The sequence below is a fragment of the Ruegeria sp. O6 genome, assembly GCF_056535045.1.
On record NZ_JBQERM010000001.1, the window covers coordinates 453,018 to 469,882 of the forward strand.

The window sequence follows — 16,865 nt, forward strand, 5'->3', positions numbered from 1 at the left end:
ATCCCAAAAAAACGAGATAATTTCGTGTTCGAGGGAGAATCATGTTCCACCCATTCCGCCTTATGTTGGCGATTGTCTGCACTCTATTTTTGGCGGTTCCGCTTTATGCGCAAGATACCGGCTCAACTTCTTCAGTGACCATTCCGGACGATCTAACACCTGAGCAGGTCGATGGTCTGGTTGCCCGCATGTCAGATGACCAGGTGCGCGCCATTCTGTTAGAGCGCCTTGATGCGGTCGCCGAAAAGCAGGCTGCCGAGAAGGCGAACGTGGAAGACCCGCTGACCGAAATCAGTGAGATATGGGCCGAGATGGTCTCGTCCTGGACACATGTTCTGACCACGCTTCCCAATATTGTCACGGCACAGATAACTGCGTTTGGCAATTTCAGCGACACGTTTGGAACGTCCGGCGTCCTTACCCTGTTTGGGCTTATTCTTTCTGTGTTGATTGCGGGTTTCATAGCCGAGAAACTGTTCATTTTCCTGACCCGTCGCTGGCATGAAGCGACCGAAGTTGGGGATGAGGCCGATCTCAGGGGCGCCATCAGTTACCTGTTCCGCAGGTTCTGCCGCGAAATTGCCGGGCTGATCGTGTTCTATGTTGTCATTCGCGCGATTGGTCGCGGGCTTCTGACACCCGAACAGCTCACTTATGCCGCTCCGTTTGTTTTCTATCTGATCTGGATTCCACGCCTGGGGGCTGCGGCCTCACGTTTTGTTCTGGCACCGGAGAAGCCAAAATATCGGCTGGTGAGTATTGACGACCATTGGGCAAAATATCTGCATCGCAATCTGATCGGGCTGTTGATCCTGATCGGGTTCACACTGTTTGTTGTGCGATTCAACGCCCTAAATGGTATCACAGGGGACGACACACGCATCGCCTTCTGGCTGAATGCGGCAATCCATGTCTATATCGCCGTCATCGCTTGGACCGCGCGCGACGGGTTGTCTCAGATGATGCTGGGAACAGACCCGGACCGCACAAAATTCGATGAAGAAGTTGCGCATTATTATCCCTACTTCGCCATTGGCGTTTCGGTGACAATCTGGCTGCTGGTCGAATTCCTGGTCGCGCAACGCGATCCGTCGACGCTCAGATTGCTTGGAGGTGGTGCGCATTTCACAACCATGTTCTGGTTGCTGATTGCCCCTGCCCTCGACACTTTGATCCGCGGGCTGGTGCGCCACTTGCAGCCGCCAATGTCAGGAGAAGGCCCGCTGGCCGAACGCGCTCATCGCGCGGCCAAGCGCAGCTATATCCGGATTGGGCGGGTTATTGCGGGTTTGGTCGTGGTTTTCATGATCGCCCGCACGTGGCATCTTGACCTGCGCAATGTCGCCTCGGCCGGTGTCAGTGCCGAAGTTGGCGGCGCTGTCATTGAATTCCTTCTGATCATTGCGGTCGGCTACATCCTGAACGAGGTTGTTTCACTATGGATCAACCGCAGGCTGGCCAAGGAACAGACCGCAGCTGAAGCAGTCGACGAGGAAGCAAGCGGTGAAGGCGGCGGTGCCGGGGGCTCTCGTCTGGCGACGGTTCTGCCGCTGATGCGGATTACGGCCCAAGTCACAATTTCGGTAATCTTTGGCCTGCTGGCCTTGGGTGCGCTGGGTATCAACATCACACCGCTTCTGGCCGGTGCCGGTGTTCTGGGTCTGGCCATCGGCTTTGGTGCTCAGAAACTGGTGGCGGATATCGTCGGTGGTGTTTTCTTTCTGGTCGATGATGCCTTCCGCGTCGGCGAATATGTCGATGTGGGCGGAACCACCGGAACGGTCGAAAAAATCTCGATCCGTTCAATGCAACTGCGTCATCACAGGGGGCCTGTGCACACAATCCCTTATGGTGAAATCCAGAAGCTGACGAATTACAGCCGTGACTGGGTGATTATGAAGCTGAAGTTCACCGTGCCCTTCGATACCGATCCCAACAAGGTCAAGAAAATCTTCAAGAAGATCGGGGCCGAGATGATGGAGGACGAAACCCACAAAGAAGGCTTCCTGCAACCCTTCAAGTCTCAGGGTGTGTTCGACTTCGACGATGTGGGCATGATCATTCGCGGTAAATTCATGGCCAAACCGGGCAAGCAGTTCACCTTGCGCAAGGAAATCTTCAACAAGGTCAAGGCCGAGTTCAAGGCCAACGGCATCGACTTTGCCCGCCGCGAGGTGCGCGTTGCAATTCCCGGGCTGGAAGAGGTCGAGCATCTGACGCCCGAACAGAAGACTGCTGTTGGCGCCGCAGCTGCTGCCGAGGTCAACAAAGACCAGGGATCGGCGTAACCTTCGGGGTTTACGTCGGCGATTTGCAGCAGGACTGCTGTACGGTTATTCGGAACCGGCTGTGATGCCGGTTCCGTTTTTCTTTGAAAGACGCGACCTGCGCCGACTTGACCCTTTCCACACGCGCGTGCTTGCCCTACAAGGCGCGCAATCTCGGCCCACTTGGACACAGGACAGAAGATGCAAGAGCCCGCCATCACACCCGATCTGATTGCCGCACATGGGCTCAAGCCCGAGGAATATGACATGATCCTCGAGATCATCGGGCGTGAACCGACCTTTACCGAGCTTGGCATTTTCTCGGCTATGTGGAACGAACATTGTTCTTACAAGTCGTCGAAGAAGTGGTTGCGCACTCTTCCGACCTCAGGGCCTCAGGTCATTTGCGGACCGGGCGAGAATGCCGGTGTTGTGGATATCGGCGACGGTCAGGCCGTTGTTTTCAAGATGGAAAGTCACAATCACCCGTCTTACATCGAGCCCTATCAAGGCGCGGCAACGGGTGTCGGCGGCATCCTTCGGGACGTGTTCACCATGGGTGCCCGCCCGATCGCTTCGATGAACGCGCTGTCCTTCGGTGAACCCGGCCACCACAAAACCCGCCAGCTGGTCAACGGCGTGGTCGAAGGCATTGGCGGCTATGGCAACTGTTTCGGTGTGCCTTGCGTTGGGGGCGAGGTCCGCTTTCACCCGGCTTACAACGGCAACTGCCTTGTGAACGCCTTTGCCGCCGGTTTGGCCGACAGCGACAAGATTTTCTACTCTGCCGCGTCGGGCGTGGGAATGCCTGTGGTTTATCTGGGTGCCAAGACCGGACGCGACGGTGTTGGCGGCGCGACGATGGCCTCGGCCGAATTTGACGACACCATCGAGGAAAAACGCCCTACTGTTCAGGTGGGTGATCCCTTCACCGAGAAACGCCTGATGGAAGCAACGCTTGAGCTGATGCAGACCGGTGCCGTGATCTCGATTCAAGACATGGGTGCTGCGGGCCTGACCTGTTCCGCGGTTGAGATGGGCGACAAGGGCGGTCTGGGCGTACGTCTGGATCTGGAAAACGTCCCCCAGCGCGAAGAGAACATGACAGCTTATGAAATGATGCTGTCCGAATCTCAGGAACGCATGCTGATGGTTCTCAAACCCGAACTTGAGGCCGAGGCCCGCGCCGTGTTCGAAAAATGGGATCTCGATTTCGCAATCGTTGGCGAAACCATTGCCGAAGACCGCTTCCTGATCATGCACAACGGTGAGGTCAAGGCCGATCTCGTCCTGTCCAAACTGTCTTCGACCGCGCCCGAATATGATCGCCCTTGGGTGCCGACGCCCGAAGCCGAAGAACTGGCTGAAGTGCCTCAGATCGACCCGATTGACGGCCTGCGCGCCCTGCTATCGTCGCCCAACTACGCGGGCAAGCAGTGGGTTTATGAGCAATACGACACGATGGTGATGGCGGATACAAACCGGACACCGGGCCTGGGTGCGGGTATGGTGCGCGTGCACGGCACCGACAAGGTGCTGGCGTTTACCTCTGACGTGACCCCGCGCTACGTCCGCGCCAACCCGGTTGAAGGCGGCAAACAGGCGGTGGCCGAAGCCTACCGTAACCTGACGGCTGTTGGGGCGAAACCGTTGGCTACCACCGACAACCTGAACTTCGGCAACCCGGAAAAGCCCGAAATCATGGGCCAGTTTGTTGGCGCTATTCAGGGCATCGGCGCCGCAGTCGGCGCGCTGGATATGCCGATCGTGTCCGGCAACGTGTCGCTGTATAATGAAACCGACGGTCAGGCGATCCTGCCCACCCCAACAATCGGCGCTGTCGGGCTGCTGAACCACAGCGATGAAATCATCGGCAACGAGGTGCGTGAGGGTCACGTGGCTTTGGTGATCGGTGAAACCAAAGGCCATCTGGGTCAGTCAGCCCTTCTGGCCGAAGTCTTCAACCGAGAAGATGGCGACGCGCCGCATGTGAATCTGGACGCTGAAAAACGCAACGGTGATTTCATTCGCGCCAATCGTGGAATGATCAAGGCCTGCACAGACCTGAGTGATGGCGGCCTTGCGCTGGCGGCCTTCGAACTTTCCGAGGCCGCCGGGGTTGGCGTGTGCCTGGATGATGCACCGACGGAATTCCTGTTCGGGGAAGATCAGGCGCGGTATCTGGTCGCGTGCAACTTTGATCAGGCCGAGGCGTTGATGATCGCGGCGGGTCAGGCAGGTGTGCCGCTGGTCTCGGTTGGCCGTTTCACCGGCGATACGATCAGGATCGGCGGTTCGGAGGCCTCGTTGGAAGACTTGACGGCCATTTTCCGCAACAGTTTTGCCGACGCCGTCGCCTGATCAGGCTGAATAAAACTCGCTCGAAACCTGCGCCCTGAATAAGCGCAGGTTTCGTCGTTTTGGCGCATTCATGTGCACTTGCGCGCCCGGTTCAGGCGCTCTACATCTTTGGAAAGACCTTCAGGAGTTACCTACATGCCGATGAGCGCCCATCAAATCGAACACCTGCTGCGAGAAGCTTTTCCTGACGCGGATATTCAGGTCGGCGGCAACGACGGTGTTCATATGTCCGCCATGGTGGTGGACGAAAGCTTTCGCGGCAAAAACCGGGTGCAGCAGCAACGCGCGGTTTATGCGGCCCTGAAGGGCAAGATGGATGGCCCGGATGGAGAGCTGCACGCACTGGCGTTGACGACGAAAGTGCCTGAGTGAGTGCAACGTTTTGGGCATATGCAATTTGGAGCGCCGTTTTTGTCGCGGTTCTCGGAATTTATGTGCTGGCAATATTTCTGCGAAGCCGATCGACGAGAAAACCCAATACGCGCCGTCCCAAAGGAGCGACACCCAGCCAAAACTCAAGCGTGGTGACGTCGACAACAGGTACAGGCAGGGGTGGCCATGTAAGCACCGTGGTCATCCCACGTGACCCCCAGGCCTACGCAAAAGCGATGGTTCCCAAAAAATGAGTTCATGGCAGGTTTGGATATCAGCAATCGCAGCCTTGATAGTTGCCGCCGCGCTGATCGAAGCCTATGTGAAGCGGAACAGAAAACGCAACCTCGCCGACATGCGTCCAGATCCGGGTAAACTCAGCAAAGTGGGCGGCCTTGAGAGATACGGGCTTGATCCGGTGAAAATGGCGCAGGCCGAACACCGGCGGCTTGAAACGGAAGGATGGGCACCCAGTTTGCCCAGTGATGGAACAATCCCCGCAGATGCGGATGAAAAGGAAAAACAAGATGACCGACGTTAAGACCCAGATCGACCAAACCGTCAAAGCCAACGATGTGGTGCTGTATATGAAAGGCACTAAGGAAATGCCGCAATGCGGGTTCTCCTCGCGCGTGGCTGGCGTGTTGAACTACATGGGCGTTGAATACACGGATGTGAACGTTCTGGCCGATGAAGAGGTGCGTCAGGGGATCAAGGATTATTCCGACTGGCCCACTGTGCCCCAGCTTTACGTCAAAGGTGAGTTTGTTGGCGGCTGCGATATCATAACCGAGATGACTCTGTCGGGCGAACTGGATGCGTTGTTCGACGAAAACAACGTCGGCTACAACAAGGAAGCAGCCGACAAAATTCGCGAAGCAAACGCGTAATCCAGCCTAACGGCTGGAACAACCCCGGTAGATCTCCTGCTCAACGGCGGCGCCTGCCGCCAAATAGCTTACGGACGCGTCCCACCCTTTCGAGCGCAGGATGTAGGTTCCACCATCACCAATGGATTCGTAGCGGATACCAGACCCGCTTTGGACCTGACGCATCACAACCAGAGAATTGTCCACCAAGGTTGCCGCTGCACCCGTACTGTCCGGCGCGTTGAAATAGGTGACAGGCAGCGGTATTCCGTTCTCGCAGGTGAAAGTGACAGACAGAATATCGATTTCAGCCAATGCTGTTGTCGCGGGCGTAACCAGCGCCGCCGCACAGATGAATTTGCGCAGGAACCTCATCGTGCCTTTTTCTCCTCAACTACTGCGGCCAGTGCTTCGGCCCGTGCGGCCAGTTCGGCCAGCGTATCCGTAACGGATGGCGGAACCACGGCCACTTCGATGCGCTCAGGTTCGGGCGCCGGGGCGCTTCGCAGCGCCTGAAGCTCGGCTTCGGCTGCGGCCAGTTTCCCTTCGAGCGATTTGACCTTGTCCTCTGTCGCCGCAGTCTTGTCGGCCAGCATCAATCCGGCCATCAGCAACATGCGGGATTCCGGCATACGACCGATCTGATCGGACAACACCTGCGCCTCGTCGTCCAACACTTTGGCAGCAGCGTGCAGAAAGGGCTCTTCCCCGTCCCGGCAGGATACGTCAAAACCGCGCCCGCCGATATGAATGGTCACTTCGGGCATTACTCTACCTCACCTTCAACAAGTTTCGCCTGCGACAGCAGAGGTTCCAACCTTGCAAGAACGGCCTGCGCTTCGGCGGCGTCTGACGCCTGTGCCGCGCGCGTTGCTTCCAGTTCCGCGACGGTGGCCCGGTTCAGCAGCTCGGCATCTGCGACACCTTCGGCGGCGGCGGCGCGCAATTCGTCTATCGCAGTGCGCAACTGCTCGTTTGCCTTGCGCATCCGTTGCAGATCGTCGTCCAGCCGCGACATTGCAGCGCCGTGGCTGGTCCGTTCAGCGCGCAGCATCTCAAGCTCGGCGCTCAGGTCGTCGACGCGGACAGTGTCTGACAGTTCTTCCTTTAGACGGCTGTTTTCCGCCTTCAGCGCCTCCAGCTCGGTGCTATTGTCCAATGCGGCCTTGGCTTCGGCCAATTCAGCGCGCGCGGCTTCGACCGATGCGATTTTCGCACGGGCTTCTTCCAGCTCGGATCGCAGAGCGTCTGTTTCGGCTGTATCGGCCGGAGCGGTTCGCAACTCCTCAAGATCGGCACGCAACCCGTCCACTTCCTGTTCGTGCTGTTCCTTCAGGGTTCTCAGACGTTCCTGAAGCTGCGCGTTCGCAACTTTTTCATCTTCAAGCGCTGCCTGGAGGCCGTCATCTGGCCGGGCATCTACGGTCGCACCGCCCAATGCGTCGACGCCCGCTCCGATACGGTCCATCGCCGCAATAATGCGGTGCTGTAATTCCTCAAGTTGGCTCATGCCCCTGTCACCTCTTTATCAAGGTTCATTCTGTCGCGAAGCGATCCGAATCAAAATCGAATCCCGCCTGCCGCCAGTCTAACGGAATGCGACAGAAAATACCCACTGTTTGCTTTCAACCACTTGGGCCGCGCACTTCAAGCAATCCAAGCGGATAAACCCCGGTTCTGCTTGCACTTTGAGTGCTGAGTGGTATTGAGCCCGCAATCTGCTTTTTATCCAAAGGAACAACGCCCGTGGACCTGACTGCGCTGCGCAATGCCAACCCCGAACACTGGGACAAAGCTGCGGCCATCCGCACATTGACCCTTGATGCCGTCGCCGCTGCAAACTCCGGACATTCCGGTATGCCCATGGGCATGGCTGATGTCGCCACCGTCCTGTTCGAAAAGCATCTGAAGTTTGACGCCTCGGCCCCGAACTGGCCGGATCGCGACCGCTTCATCCTGTCCGCCGGCCATGGTTCGATGCTGGTCTATTCGCTGCTGTACCTTACGGGATATGCAGATGTGACGCTGGAGGAGATCAAGAATTTCCGCCAGTTGGGCGCAAAAACCGCAGGCCACCCCGAAAACTTTCTGGTCGCTGGTGTTGAGACCACGACCGGCCCGCTGGGTCAGGGTATCTCGAACGCCGTGGGCTTTGCGATGGCCGAAGAAATCCAGCGTGCACATTATGGCAAGAAGGTTGTTGACCACTATACCTATGTCATCGCGGGCGACGGTTGCCTTATGGAAGGCGTAAGCCAGGAGGCAATCACGCTGGCCGGCCGTCACGAGCTGAGCAAGCTGATCGTCTTCTGGGACAACAACAACATCACCATCGACGGCACCGTCGACATCGCGGACCGCACCGATCAGGTTCGCCGCTTTGCGGCGTCGGGCTGGCATGTGATCGAAATCGACGGTCATGACCCCAAGGCCATCGACGCGGCCATCGTTCAGGCGAAGAAGTCGAACAAGCCGACCATGATCGCGTGCGAAACCCACATCGCTTTGGGCCACGCGGCTCAGGACACGTCAAAGGGGCACGGTGCGCTGACCGATCCGGATCAGCTGAAGGCTGCCAAGAAGGCCTATGGCTGGACGCATGACGCGTTTGACGTGCCTGCCAATGTCAAATCCGCATGGGAAGCCATCGGTGCGCGTGGCGCTGCCGAGCGTGCGGAATGGGAAGCGCGTTTCGCACAACTGTCCGAGCGTAAGCAGGCTGAGTTCACCCGCGCCTATGCGTTCGAGACCCCCAAGCGACTGGCTGGCGCCATTCGTGCCTTCAAAAAGCAGATGTCCGAAGACCAGCCAAAACTGGCCACCCGTTCGTCGTCGGAGAAGGTCCTGAACGTTGTGAACCCGATCATGACCGAAACCGTTGGTGGTTCGGCGGACCTGACCGGATCGAACAACACCAAATCGGCCGATATGGGGGTATTCCTACCGGAAAACCGCAAGGGTCGCTACATCCATTACGGTATCCGTGAACACGGCATGGCGGCCGCGATGAACGGTATGGCGCTGCATGGTGGTATCCGTCCCTATGGCGGCACGTTCATGGCCTTCACAGATTATGCCCGCCCGTCCATGCGTCTGGCCGCGCTGATGAAGATCCCCAGCGTCTTTGTGATGACCCATGACTCGATCGGTCTGGGCGAAGATGGCCCGACCCACCAGCCGGTTGAACATCTGGCGATCTCGCGTGCAACCCCCAACACTTTTGTGTTCCGCCCCGCTGACACCATTGAAACGGCCGAGGCATGGGAACTGGCGCTGACCTTCAAGGAAAGCCCCTCGGTCCTGTCGCTGACCCGTCAGGGTGTTCCAACGGTTCGTACCGAGCACAAGACCAAGAACCTGACCGCTCAGGGTGCTTACGTTCTGGCCGAGGCAGAAGGTAAGCGTCAGGCGATCCTGATTGCAACAGGTTCCGAAGTGTCGCTGGCCATGGAAGCCAAAGCGACGCTCGAGGCCGAAGGTATCGGCACGCGTGTTGTTTCGATGCCCTGCATGGAGCTGTTCGCAGAGCAGGACGAAGCCTACCGCAAGCGCGTCCTTCCGGCAGGTCCGGTCCGCGTTGGTATCGAAGCCGCGGTTCGTGCTGGCGGCTGGGATCGTTGGTTGCTGGGTGAACGTGGCCGCGAAGCCAAAGCCGGGTTCATCGGCATGTCGAGCTTTGGTGCCTCGGCCCCTGCCGGTGAGCTATACAAGCATTTCAGCATCTCCGCCGAAGCAACCGTGGCCAAGGTCAAGGAATTGTTGGGGCTGTAAGCTTATACCAGAACAATCAACCAAAGGGCGGCTTCAGCCGCCCTTTTCCGTTTCTTTTCAGTGCGCTTTGGACTTGCCGAACAAAGGCATGATCACCTTGGTGGCCATTGGGATCAAAACCAGTCCCCAGGCTAGGCCCAGAACTCCGTCCATTGTCGCTTTGGCCAGCCATTTCACCGCAGCGGCCCAGTCCTCGGGCGCTGAATACGCAATCGCTTTGGCCCAGTCATAGATCTGATGCTGCAGCCAACCAAAACCAAGCACTTCCAGACCGTGGATGACAATCGAGCCACCGACCCAAAGCATCGCCGCAGTTCCGACGACCGACAAGGTTTTCATCACAGCCGGCATTGCCTTGACCAGACCGCGACCCAAGCCACGACCAACAGGCGTTGGAGCGTTACTCGCCAGATAAAGCCCAACATCATCCATCTTCACGATCAACGCCACCGAGCCATAAACCGCCACAGTCACGCCAATCCCCACAACGGCCAAAGTTGCGGCCTGCATCCAAAGGTTTGGCGCTTCGATCGCCGCCAGTGCAATGGTCATAATCTCGGCTGAGAGGATAAAATCAGTTTTGATCGCGCCCTTGACCTTCTGCTCTTCCAGATGGCCCGGATCCCGGTTTTTCATGTCTTCCTCTATGACGTGACTTCCATGAGGAAACAGAACGTGAAAAATCTTCTCGGCACCTTCAAAACACAAATATGATCCACCCAGCATCAACAGTGGGGTGATCAGCCACGGGGCGAAATTGGCCAGCAGCAAGGCTACCGGCAACAGGAGTATGATTTTGTTGAAAACCGAACCGCGCGCGATACGCCAGATGATCGGCAATTCGCGCGCCGGGGCAAAGCCTTGAACGTATTTTGGTGTTACCGCAGCGTCGTCGATGATCACACCGGCCGTCTTGGCCCCTGCCTTGCCCGCCGCGGCCACGACATCGTCCACCGATGTCGCCGCAACCTTGGCGATCCCGGCCACATCGTCCAACAAGGCCAAAAGACCACTCATTGCGTTTCCTTTCCCAATCACTGCCGCATCTGGACCCTACCTGATCCAACGGCTAGCGCAAGCGTTAGCGCAACCGTCGCAGGTTTGCGCTAACACCTTAAAAATATGCCGTTTTTGCCCTTTTGAGATTCCCATTTCGCCGCTATATGGCCCTCAACGCAAGCGCATCAGGAGACGTCACATGACCATCAAGGTCGGTATCAATGGTTTTGGCCGTATTGGCCGCTGCACCCTGTCGCACATCGCCGCGTCGGGGCGTAACGACATCGAAGTGATCAAAGTCAACGCAACCGGCCCATTGGAAACCTCTGCGCATCTGCTGAAATATGACAGCGTTCACGGGCGGTTCCCGCGCGAAGTTTCGATCGAAGGCAACACAATGGATCTGGGCCGTGGCCCGATGCAGATGTTTTCCACCTACGATATGAATGAACTGGACTGGGAAGGCTGTGACGTCGTTCTGGAATGCACCGGTAAATTCAATGACGGCAACAAGGCCAAAACACATCTGGATCGCGGTGCAGGTAAGGTGCTGTTGTCCGCTCCCGGCAAGAACGTGAACAAAACCATCGTTTTTGGTGTGAACCACAACACCCTGACCGCGAACGACAACATGGTGTCGAACGGCTCTTGCACCACCAACTGCCTAGCCCCGCTGGCCAAGGTGCTGGACGAAGGTGTCGGCATTGAACACGGTATCATGACCACCATTCACGCCTATACCGGCGACCAGCCCACGCTGGACCGTCGTCACAGTGACCTCTATCGCGCCCGCGCTGCCGCGATGTCGATGATCCCGACCTCAACCGGTGCTGCCAAAGCTTTGGGTGAAGTTCTGCCAAACCTGAAAGGCCGTCTGGACGGGTCTGCCATCCGGGTCCCTACCCCGAACGTTTCAGCGGTTGACCTGACCTTCCGCGCGTCGCGTGACACCTCGGTGGCCGAGATCAACGCAATCGTCGAAGAAGCAGCCAAGGGCCCGATGCAGCGCGTTCTGGGATATGAGCCCGCACCGCTGGTATCAACCGATTTCAACCACACCGAAGAAAGCTCGATCTTCGCACCCGATCAGACCCGTGTCGTCGATGATCGCATGGTGCGCGTGCTGGCCTGGTATGACAACGAGTGGGGTTTCTCGGTTCGCATGGCAGACGTAGCCGTCGCCATGGGCCGCCTTAACTGACCCTTCGGACTTCGCTTGTACGTTGGTGCCCGCTCAGGTTATCTGGGCGGGCATTTTCGTTCGGAACCGACATGAACAATCAAATCGCTATCTGGCTTGGCGTCCTGTTGCTTGGGGGCATAATGCTGGACGTAGCCTTGTATGGAACCGAGCACATGTTGTTCCTCGGTAAGAAGCTGTACGACTTTCTGGACTGGCTCGCTTTTTGGCGATGAGAGAGGTTTTTCTTGACATTTCGCTTGATCTGTAATTGTTAGCGCTAACTCATAAAGCTGAGATATTGTACGGAGCGAACCATGACCCTGAAACTAGCGATCAACGGATTTGGACGGATCGGGCGCGGGGTTCTGCGCGCGGTGATGGAAAGCGGGCGTACAGACGTTGAGATCGTTGCGATCAACGACTTGGGCAAGCCCGACATGAACGCGCATCTGTTCGAATTTGACAGCGTTCATGGCCGTTATCCCACCCCTGTCACGCTTACAGACGCCGGTCTGGATGTGGGGCGCGGCCCGATCCGCCTGAGCAGTGAGCGTAATCCCGAAGACCTGCCCTGGTCTGACATCGACGTTGTTCTGGAATGCACCGGTGTTTTCCGCACGCGCGAAGCGGCTGAACGTCACTTCAAAAACGGTTCACGGAAAGTTCTGATCTCAGCCCCTGCACGGGGTGACGGCGTTGTGAAAACCATCGTCTTTGGCGTCAACGACAGCGAGTTGACGGCCGAAGATCTGGTCGTTTCGAACGCATCCTGCACCACGAATTGTCTTTCTCCCGTTGCCGCTGCTCTGGACGCAGGTCTTGGTATCAAACATGGCAACATGACCACCGTTCACGCTTACACCGCCAGCCAGCCTGTGCATGACACGGTTGGAAAAGACCCCTACCTGTCGCGCGCCGCAGCCCTGTCGATGATCCCTACCACAACCGGTGCAGCCGCCGCTGTGGGGCTGGTACTGCCGCAACTCAAGGGCAAATTGACGGGTCAGGCCATCCGGGTACCAACCCCGAATGTTTCAGTCGTTGATCTGGTTGCCGAGGTTTCGCGCCCAACGACCGAAGATGAGGTCAATCAACTGTTCATTGATGCCGCAGCAAAGATTCCCGGTGTTCTGGCGGCGGAAAGCCGTCCTCTGGTCTCGGTCGATTTCAACCACGACTCGCACAGCTCGACGGTGTCACTGGCAGAAACCAAAGTCACCGACGGTACGCTGGTTCGCGTGTTGGCCTGGTATGACAACGAATGGGGCTTTTCGAACCGGATGCTGGATACGGCCGCCGCGATGGGCGCCCTAGCCTAACCGCTCACGCAGTGCCGCATTGACACGGGGCGTGACGAATTTCGACACGTCTCCGTTCAAACGGGCAATTTCTTTCACCAGTTTTGAAGCAATCGCCTGATGGCGTGCCTCGGCCATCAAAAAAACAGTCTCGATCGAGTCGTCCAGTGCGCGGTTCATACCAACCATCTGGAATTCATACTCGAAATCCGCGACAGCGCGCAAACCGCGGACGATGATCTGCGCACCGACATCCCTTGCGCAATCGATCAATAGATTTTCGAAGGGATGAGCGATAATTTCAGTGCCGGTTTGTTCGGTCAGTTCGGCGCATTCGGCCTCGATCATCGCGACGCGCTCTTCCAGCGAGAACAACGGGCCTTTGTCCCGGTTGATGGCGACGCCAATGACAAGTTTATCCACCAATGCAGCCGCCCGGCGAATGATATCGATGTGCCCTATGGTGATAGGGTCAAAGGTTCCCGGATACAAACCAACCCGCATCACGCCCTCCTGCGCAATAAAATTTCTGCGCAAGCAAACACAACTTTGCTGCAGGTGCAAGTGATTGCTTTGGCACCCCTTGCTGTTAGTGCCCCATTATCATGCCTTCCAGGGCATCTTTTTCCATCGCCAGTTCGGCCAGCTGGGCCTTTACCACGTCACCAAGTGTGACGATGCCGATCAGTTTACCGTCTTCGACAACCGGCATATGGCGAAAGCGCCCTTCTGTCATGCGGGCCATGATATCCTGAACCGAGGCCTGACGCGTCGTCGTGATCAGGTCCTGCGTCATGTAGGATTTTACAGGCTGGTCGAGACAGCCACTACCGCTGGCGGCAAGCTCGCGGACGATGTCGCGTTCAGACAGAATTCCAATCGCGGTTTCTCCGCCATCGTCAGAAACAACAACCGTCCCGATCCGCTTTTCCGCAAGAATCTTCGAGGCTTCTGAAACCGTCGCCATTGGCGCCACCGTTACAACGCCGTCTGTCGCTTTGGACGTCAGGATAGCCTGTACCAACATGAAGAATTCCTCCGGAATAATAACACTTATTCCAAAGCGTTGCGCGATTGTGGCGACCTGTCAAGCACCGGCATCTGCTTCCAATCGAAGCACTTCCTCGCGAATACCGCGCGTCAGGGCATCGGCAAAGCGGTTCAACCGTTCGTTGCGCTGATCTCCTTCATGCCGGACCAGATAGAAACTGCGCGTCAGACTCACTTGATCCGTCAGGATTTTCCGAAGCCCCTGATGGAAAGGCAACGTAAAGTCATGTGCCACGCAAACGCCAGTTCCCAAACTGACCTGCCGCAATTGCACCGAGACCGAGTTCGATGCAAGCGCGACACGGTCAACCCCAATATCGTTCAGGTAATCCAGTTCCCGGTCAAAGATCATGTCGGGAATGTAACCGATCAATCGGTGCCCCTTGAGGTCAGCGACCGAGTGGATTGGATCGTGACGTTTCAGATATTCATCGGTCGCGACCATGTGCAATTTGTAATCACTGACTTTTTTGACCAAAAGCTGCCCTGCGGTTGGCGCGCTGACAGTCACGGCCATATCGGCCTCGCGACGGGACAGGTTGATCACCCTCGGCAGAGCCAGAATCTGAATATCCAGTTCCGGGTTTGAATCACTGATCCTGGCGCAGACCTGGGGCAACAGGTAATTTGCGCTGCCATCTGGCGCGCCGATCCGGATTTGCCCGCTGAGTGATTTCGTGGATCCCGCCACGGCTCCGGCCGCTGCGCGCATCGCCTCTTCTGCATGCAACCCATGCTCCAACAGGCGCTGCCCTGCCGGTGTCAGGACATAGCCCTGCTGCGACTTGGTGAACAACGCAGAATCCAGCGTCGTTTCCAATCGCGCAACACGTCGCCCCACGGTGGCGGGATCGATTTTCAGGATACGACCAGCGGAGGAAAGACTTTCCTCGCGCGCCACGGCCAGAAAGATCCGCATATCGTCCCAGTTTGGAGTCACACCGTTTCCTTTTGCATTTTTGCAAAACTCTTTTGAGACATTGCCTCTGTTCGCGGGATTTCTGCAAGCCTATTGTGCGCACAAATCTATCGGAGGAGTTATTGATGCAAGATCTGACCCATTTCCTGAACGGCGAAATGGTCGCCGGTACATCCGGTCGTTTCGACAACGTCTACAACCCGGCAACGGGCGAGGTTCAATACAAGTGCCCGATGGCAAGTGCTGCGGAAACCACGGCGGCGATTGAGGCCGCAGCCGCTGCCCAGCCGGAATGGGGCGCAACCAACCCTCAGAAACGTGCACGTGTCATGATGGCAATGGTCGGCCTGATGAACCGCGACATGGACAAACTGGCCGAGGCACTAAGCCGCGAGCACGGCAAGACCATTCCCGATGCCAAGGGCGACTTGCAGCGTGGTCTGGAGGTGATCGAATACTGCATCGGTGCACCGCAGATGCTGAAAGGCGAGTTTACCGACAGTGCAGGCCCCGGCATCGACATGTATTCCATGCGCCAGCCGCTGGGTGTCGTGGGTTCGATCATGCCCTTTAACTTCCCTGCGATGATGCCCCTGTGGCATGTCGGTCCTGCACTGGCCTGCGGTAACGCCGTTGTTCTGAAACCGTCCGAGCGCGACCCCTCGGTTCCGCTGATGCTGGCCGAACTGTTTATCGAAGCCGGTCTGCCCAAGGGTGTGTTCCAGGTCGTGAATGGTGACAAAGAGGCCGTTGATACGATCCTCGACAGCGAGATCATTCAGGGTGTCAGCTTTGTAGGGTCTACCCCGATCGCTCAGTATATCTACAGCCGTGCCACCGCAAACGGCAAACGCGCCCAGTGTTTTGGTGGTGCCAAGAACCACATGATCGTCATGCCCGACGCCGATCTGGATCAGGCCGCCGACGCGCTGGTCGGTGCCGGGTTTGGCGCAGCAGGCGAACGCTGCATGGCAATCTCTGTTGCGGTTCCGGTTGGTGAAGAAACCGCGGACAAGCTGATCGAAAAGCTGATACCGCGCGTCGAAAAGCTGAAAGTGGGCCCCTACACCGCTGGTGACGATGTCGACATGGGCCCTGTAGTAACCGCCGCCGCGAAAGAGCGTATCCTTGGTCTGATCAATTCGGGTGTCGAGCAAGGCGCAAAGCTGGTCGTCGATAACCGTGATTTCAGCCTGCAAGGTTATGAGGACGGCTTCTTTGTCGGCCCGCACCTGTTTGACCACGTCACTCCGGACATGGACATCTACAAACAGGAGATCTTTGGCCCGGTTCTGTCGACTGTCCGTGCAGGTTCCTACGAAGAGGCGATCGGTCTGGCGATGGACCACGAATACGGAAACGGCACAGCGATCTTTACCCGCGACGGTGACACAGCGCGCGATTTTGCCAGCCGGATCAATATCGGCATGGTGGGTATCAACGTTCCGATCCCCGTTCCGCTGGCTTATCACACTTTTGGTGGTTGGAAAAAATCCATGTTTGGCGATCTGAACCAGCATGGCCCGGACAGCTTCAAGTTCTACACCCGCACCAAAACAGTAACCGCACGCTGGCCGTCGGGCATCAAGGAAGGTGGCGAGTTCAACTTCAAAGCCATGGACTGATTTCAGCCTGCATGACTATGGAACCCGGCCCTATTCAGGGCCGGGTTTTTGCATTTTTCCGCCGAGCAGCGTTCAAATTCCCCACGTTCACAAGAAATTCAGGTGCGTCACTCTGGAAAATTGCGACCAATGGAAATATCTTGCCGCCAAA

At 57.2% G+C, this 16,865-nt stretch carries 16 protein-coding genes; 9 read left to right on the top strand and 7 right to left on the bottom strand.

Translation table 11 applies throughout. The features are described 5' to 3' along the window. The first annotated feature begins 41 nt into the window (after window positions 1–41). The 5 genes from ACR0DY_RS02270 to grxD all read left to right on the top strand — a co-directional run bounded on the left by ACR0DY_RS02270 (window position 42) and on the right by grxD (window position 5,890). Window positions 42–2,288: a mechanosensitive ion channel family protein gene (locus ACR0DY_RS02270; RefSeq protein ID WP_480897757.1), complete on the top strand. Its 2,247-nt coding sequence runs from the start codon at window positions 42–44 to the stop codon at window positions 2,286–2,288. A gap of 180 nt (window positions 2,289–2,468) precedes the next feature. Further along, window positions 2,469–4,628 (top strand): phosphoribosylformylglycinamidine synthase subunit PurL, encoded by a 2,160-nt coding sequence (gene purL, locus ACR0DY_RS02275; RefSeq protein WP_480481099.1) that lies wholly within the window; start codon window positions 2,469–2,471, stop codon window positions 4,626–4,628. Window positions 4,629–4,763: 135 nt separating this feature from the next. Beyond that, entirely contained in the window at window positions 4,764–5,000 is a 237-nt protein-coding gene (locus ACR0DY_RS02280; RefSeq protein ID WP_267363417.1) for a BolA/IbaG family iron-sulfur metabolism protein, read from the top strand. 250 nt (window positions 5,001–5,250) lie between these two features. Beyond that, on the top strand, window positions 5,251–5,541 hold the full coding sequence (locus ACR0DY_RS02285; RefSeq protein ID WP_480481101.1) for a hypothetical protein: 291 nt from the start codon (window positions 5,251–5,253) through the stop codon (window positions 5,539–5,541). Further along, window positions 5,528–5,890: a Grx4 family monothiol glutaredoxin gene (gene grxD, locus ACR0DY_RS02290; RefSeq protein WP_480481103.1), complete on the top strand. Its 363-nt coding sequence runs from the start codon at window positions 5,528–5,530 to the stop codon at window positions 5,888–5,890. Before ACR0DY_RS02285 ends, grxD begins: the two co-directional genes overlap by 14 nt. A gap of 6 nt (window positions 5,891–5,896) precedes the next feature. Here the strand turns inward: grxD and ACR0DY_RS02295 are convergent, their stop codons facing one another. From ACR0DY_RS02295 to ACR0DY_RS02305, 3 genes are read right to left on the bottom strand one after another with little or no spacing between them, the layout of a single operon-like run. After that, window positions 5,897–6,244: an MliC family protein gene (locus tag ACR0DY_RS02295; protein WP_480481105.1), complete on the bottom strand. Its 348-nt coding sequence runs from the start codon at window positions 6,242–6,244 to the stop codon at window positions 5,897–5,899. Continuing rightward, window positions 6,241–6,636, bottom strand: coding sequence for a cell division protein ZapA (locus ACR0DY_RS02300; protein ID WP_480481107.1), 396 nt, complete (start codon window positions 6,634–6,636; stop codon window positions 6,241–6,243). The genes ACR0DY_RS02295 and ACR0DY_RS02300 overlap by 4 nt, the downstream gene beginning before the upstream one ends. Next, on the bottom strand, window positions 6,636–7,379 hold the full coding sequence (locus ACR0DY_RS02305; RefSeq protein ID WP_480481109.1) for a hypothetical protein: 744 nt from the start codon (window positions 7,377–7,379) through the stop codon (window positions 6,636–6,638). The genes ACR0DY_RS02300 and ACR0DY_RS02305 overlap by 1 nt, the downstream gene beginning before the upstream one ends. Before the next feature lie 236 nt (window positions 7,380–7,615). Here ACR0DY_RS02305 and tkt point away from each other — a divergent pair, with 236 nt between their 5' ends. Next, window positions 7,616–9,640, top strand: a complete 2,025-nt coding sequence (gene tkt / locus ACR0DY_RS02310) for a transketolase (protein WP_480485748.1) — start codon at window positions 7,616–7,618, stop codon at window positions 9,638–9,640. A 57-nt stretch (window positions 9,641–9,697) separates the two neighbouring features. On the opposite strand, the gene ACR0DY_RS02315 is transcribed toward tkt, so the two are convergent. Further along, a complete protein-coding gene (locus tag ACR0DY_RS02315) occupies window positions 9,698–10,657 on the bottom strand; it encodes a DUF808 domain-containing protein (RefSeq protein ID WP_480537784.1) in 960 nt (319 codons plus the stop codon). Window positions 10,658–10,838: 181 nt separating this feature from the next. On the opposite strand from ACR0DY_RS02315, the gene gap (ACR0DY_RS02320) reads away from it, so the two are divergent. Further along, complete coding sequence (gene gap, locus ACR0DY_RS02320; RefSeq protein WP_267363431.1) at window positions 10,839–11,840, top strand: type I glyceraldehyde-3-phosphate dehydrogenase; 1,002 nt, start codon at window positions 10,839–10,841, stop codon at window positions 11,838–11,840. A 296-nt stretch (window positions 11,841–12,136) separates the two neighbouring features. After that, window positions 12,137–13,141: a type I glyceraldehyde-3-phosphate dehydrogenase gene (gene gap / locus ACR0DY_RS02325; RefSeq protein WP_480481113.1), complete on the top strand. Its 1,005-nt coding sequence runs from the start codon at window positions 12,137–12,139 to the stop codon at window positions 13,139–13,141. Here gap (ACR0DY_RS02325) and coaD read toward each other — a convergent pair. From coaD to ACR0DY_RS02340, 3 genes are all read right to left on the bottom strand, one after another. Further along, on the bottom strand, window positions 13,133–13,624 hold the full coding sequence (gene coaD / locus ACR0DY_RS02330) for a pantetheine-phosphate adenylyltransferase (RefSeq protein ID WP_209596116.1): 492 nt from the start codon (window positions 13,622–13,624) through the stop codon (window positions 13,133–13,135). The two genes, gap (ACR0DY_RS02325) and coaD, sit on opposite strands and share 9 nt — an antisense overlap. 85 nt (window positions 13,625–13,709) lie before the next feature. Continuing rightward, on the bottom strand, window positions 13,710–14,147 hold the full coding sequence (locus tag ACR0DY_RS02335) for a CBS domain-containing protein (protein ID WP_267363439.1): 438 nt from the start codon (window positions 14,145–14,147) through the stop codon (window positions 13,710–13,712). A gap of 60 nt (window positions 14,148–14,207) precedes the next feature. Continuing rightward, window positions 14,208–15,089: a LysR family transcriptional regulator gene (locus ACR0DY_RS02340; RefSeq protein WP_480481676.1), complete on the bottom strand. Its 882-nt coding sequence runs from the start codon at window positions 15,087–15,089 to the stop codon at window positions 14,208–14,210. Between the two features lie 125 nt (window positions 15,090–15,214). Here ACR0DY_RS02340 and ACR0DY_RS02345 point away from each other — a divergent pair, with 125 nt between their 5' ends. Beyond that, on the top strand, window positions 15,215–16,714 hold the full coding sequence (locus tag ACR0DY_RS02345; RefSeq protein WP_480481114.1) for a CoA-acylating methylmalonate-semialdehyde dehydrogenase: 1,500 nt from the start codon (window positions 15,215–15,217) through the stop codon (window positions 16,712–16,714). Window positions 16,715–16,865 lie beyond the last annotated feature (151 nt).

Bases quoted from the DNA above. Each gene is read 5' to 3' on its own strand.
- ACR0DY_RS02270 (WP_480897757.1), top strand. From the start codon at position 42: ATGTTCCACCCATTCCGCCTTATGTTGGCGATTGTCTGCACTCTATTT.
- purL (WP_480481099.1), top strand. From the start codon at position 2,469: ATGCAAGAGCCCGCCATCACACCCGATCTGATTGCCGCACATGGGCTC.
- ACR0DY_RS02280 (WP_267363417.1), top strand. From the start codon at position 4,764: ATGCCGATGAGCGCCCATCAAATCGAACACCTGCTGCGAGAAGCTTTT.
- ACR0DY_RS02285 (WP_480481101.1), top strand. From the start codon at position 5,251: ATGAGTTCATGGCAGGTTTGGATATCAGCAATCGCAGCCTTGATAGTT.
- grxD (WP_480481103.1), top strand. From the start codon at position 5,528: ATGACCGACGTTAAGACCCAGATCGACCAAACCGTCAAAGCCAACGAT.
- ACR0DY_RS02295 (WP_480481105.1), bottom strand. From the start codon at position 6,244: ATGAGGTTCCTGCGCAAATTCATCTGTGCGGCGGCGCTGGTTACGCCC.
- ACR0DY_RS02300 (WP_480481107.1), bottom strand. From the start codon at position 6,636: ATGCCCGAAGTGACCATTCATATCGGCGGGCGCGGTTTTGACGTATCC.
- ACR0DY_RS02305 (WP_480481109.1), bottom strand. From the start codon at position 7,379: ATGAGCCAACTTGAGGAATTACAGCACCGCATTATTGCGGCGATGGAC.
- ACR0DY_RS02315 (WP_480537784.1), bottom strand. From the start codon at position 10,657: ATGAGTGGTCTTTTGGCCTTGTTGGACGATGTGGCCGGGATCGCCAAG.
- gap (WP_267363431.1), top strand. From the start codon at position 10,839: ATGACCATCAAGGTCGGTATCAATGGTTTTGGCCGTATTGGCCGCTGC.
- gap (WP_480481113.1), top strand. From the start codon at position 12,137: ATGACCCTGAAACTAGCGATCAACGGATTTGGACGGATCGGGCGCGGG.
- coaD (WP_209596116.1), bottom strand. From the start codon at position 13,624: ATGCGGGTTGGTTTGTATCCGGGAACCTTTGACCCTATCACCATAGGG.
- ACR0DY_RS02335 (WP_267363439.1), bottom strand. From the start codon at position 14,147: ATGTTGGTACAGGCTATCCTGACGTCCAAAGCGACAGACGGCGTTGTA.
- ACR0DY_RS02340 (WP_480481676.1), bottom strand. From the start codon at position 15,089: ATGCGGATCTTTCTGGCCGTGGCGCGCGAGGAAAGTCTTTCCTCCGCT.
- ACR0DY_RS02345 (WP_480481114.1), top strand. From the start codon at position 15,215: ATGCAAGATCTGACCCATTTCCTGAACGGCGAAATGGTCGCCGGTACA.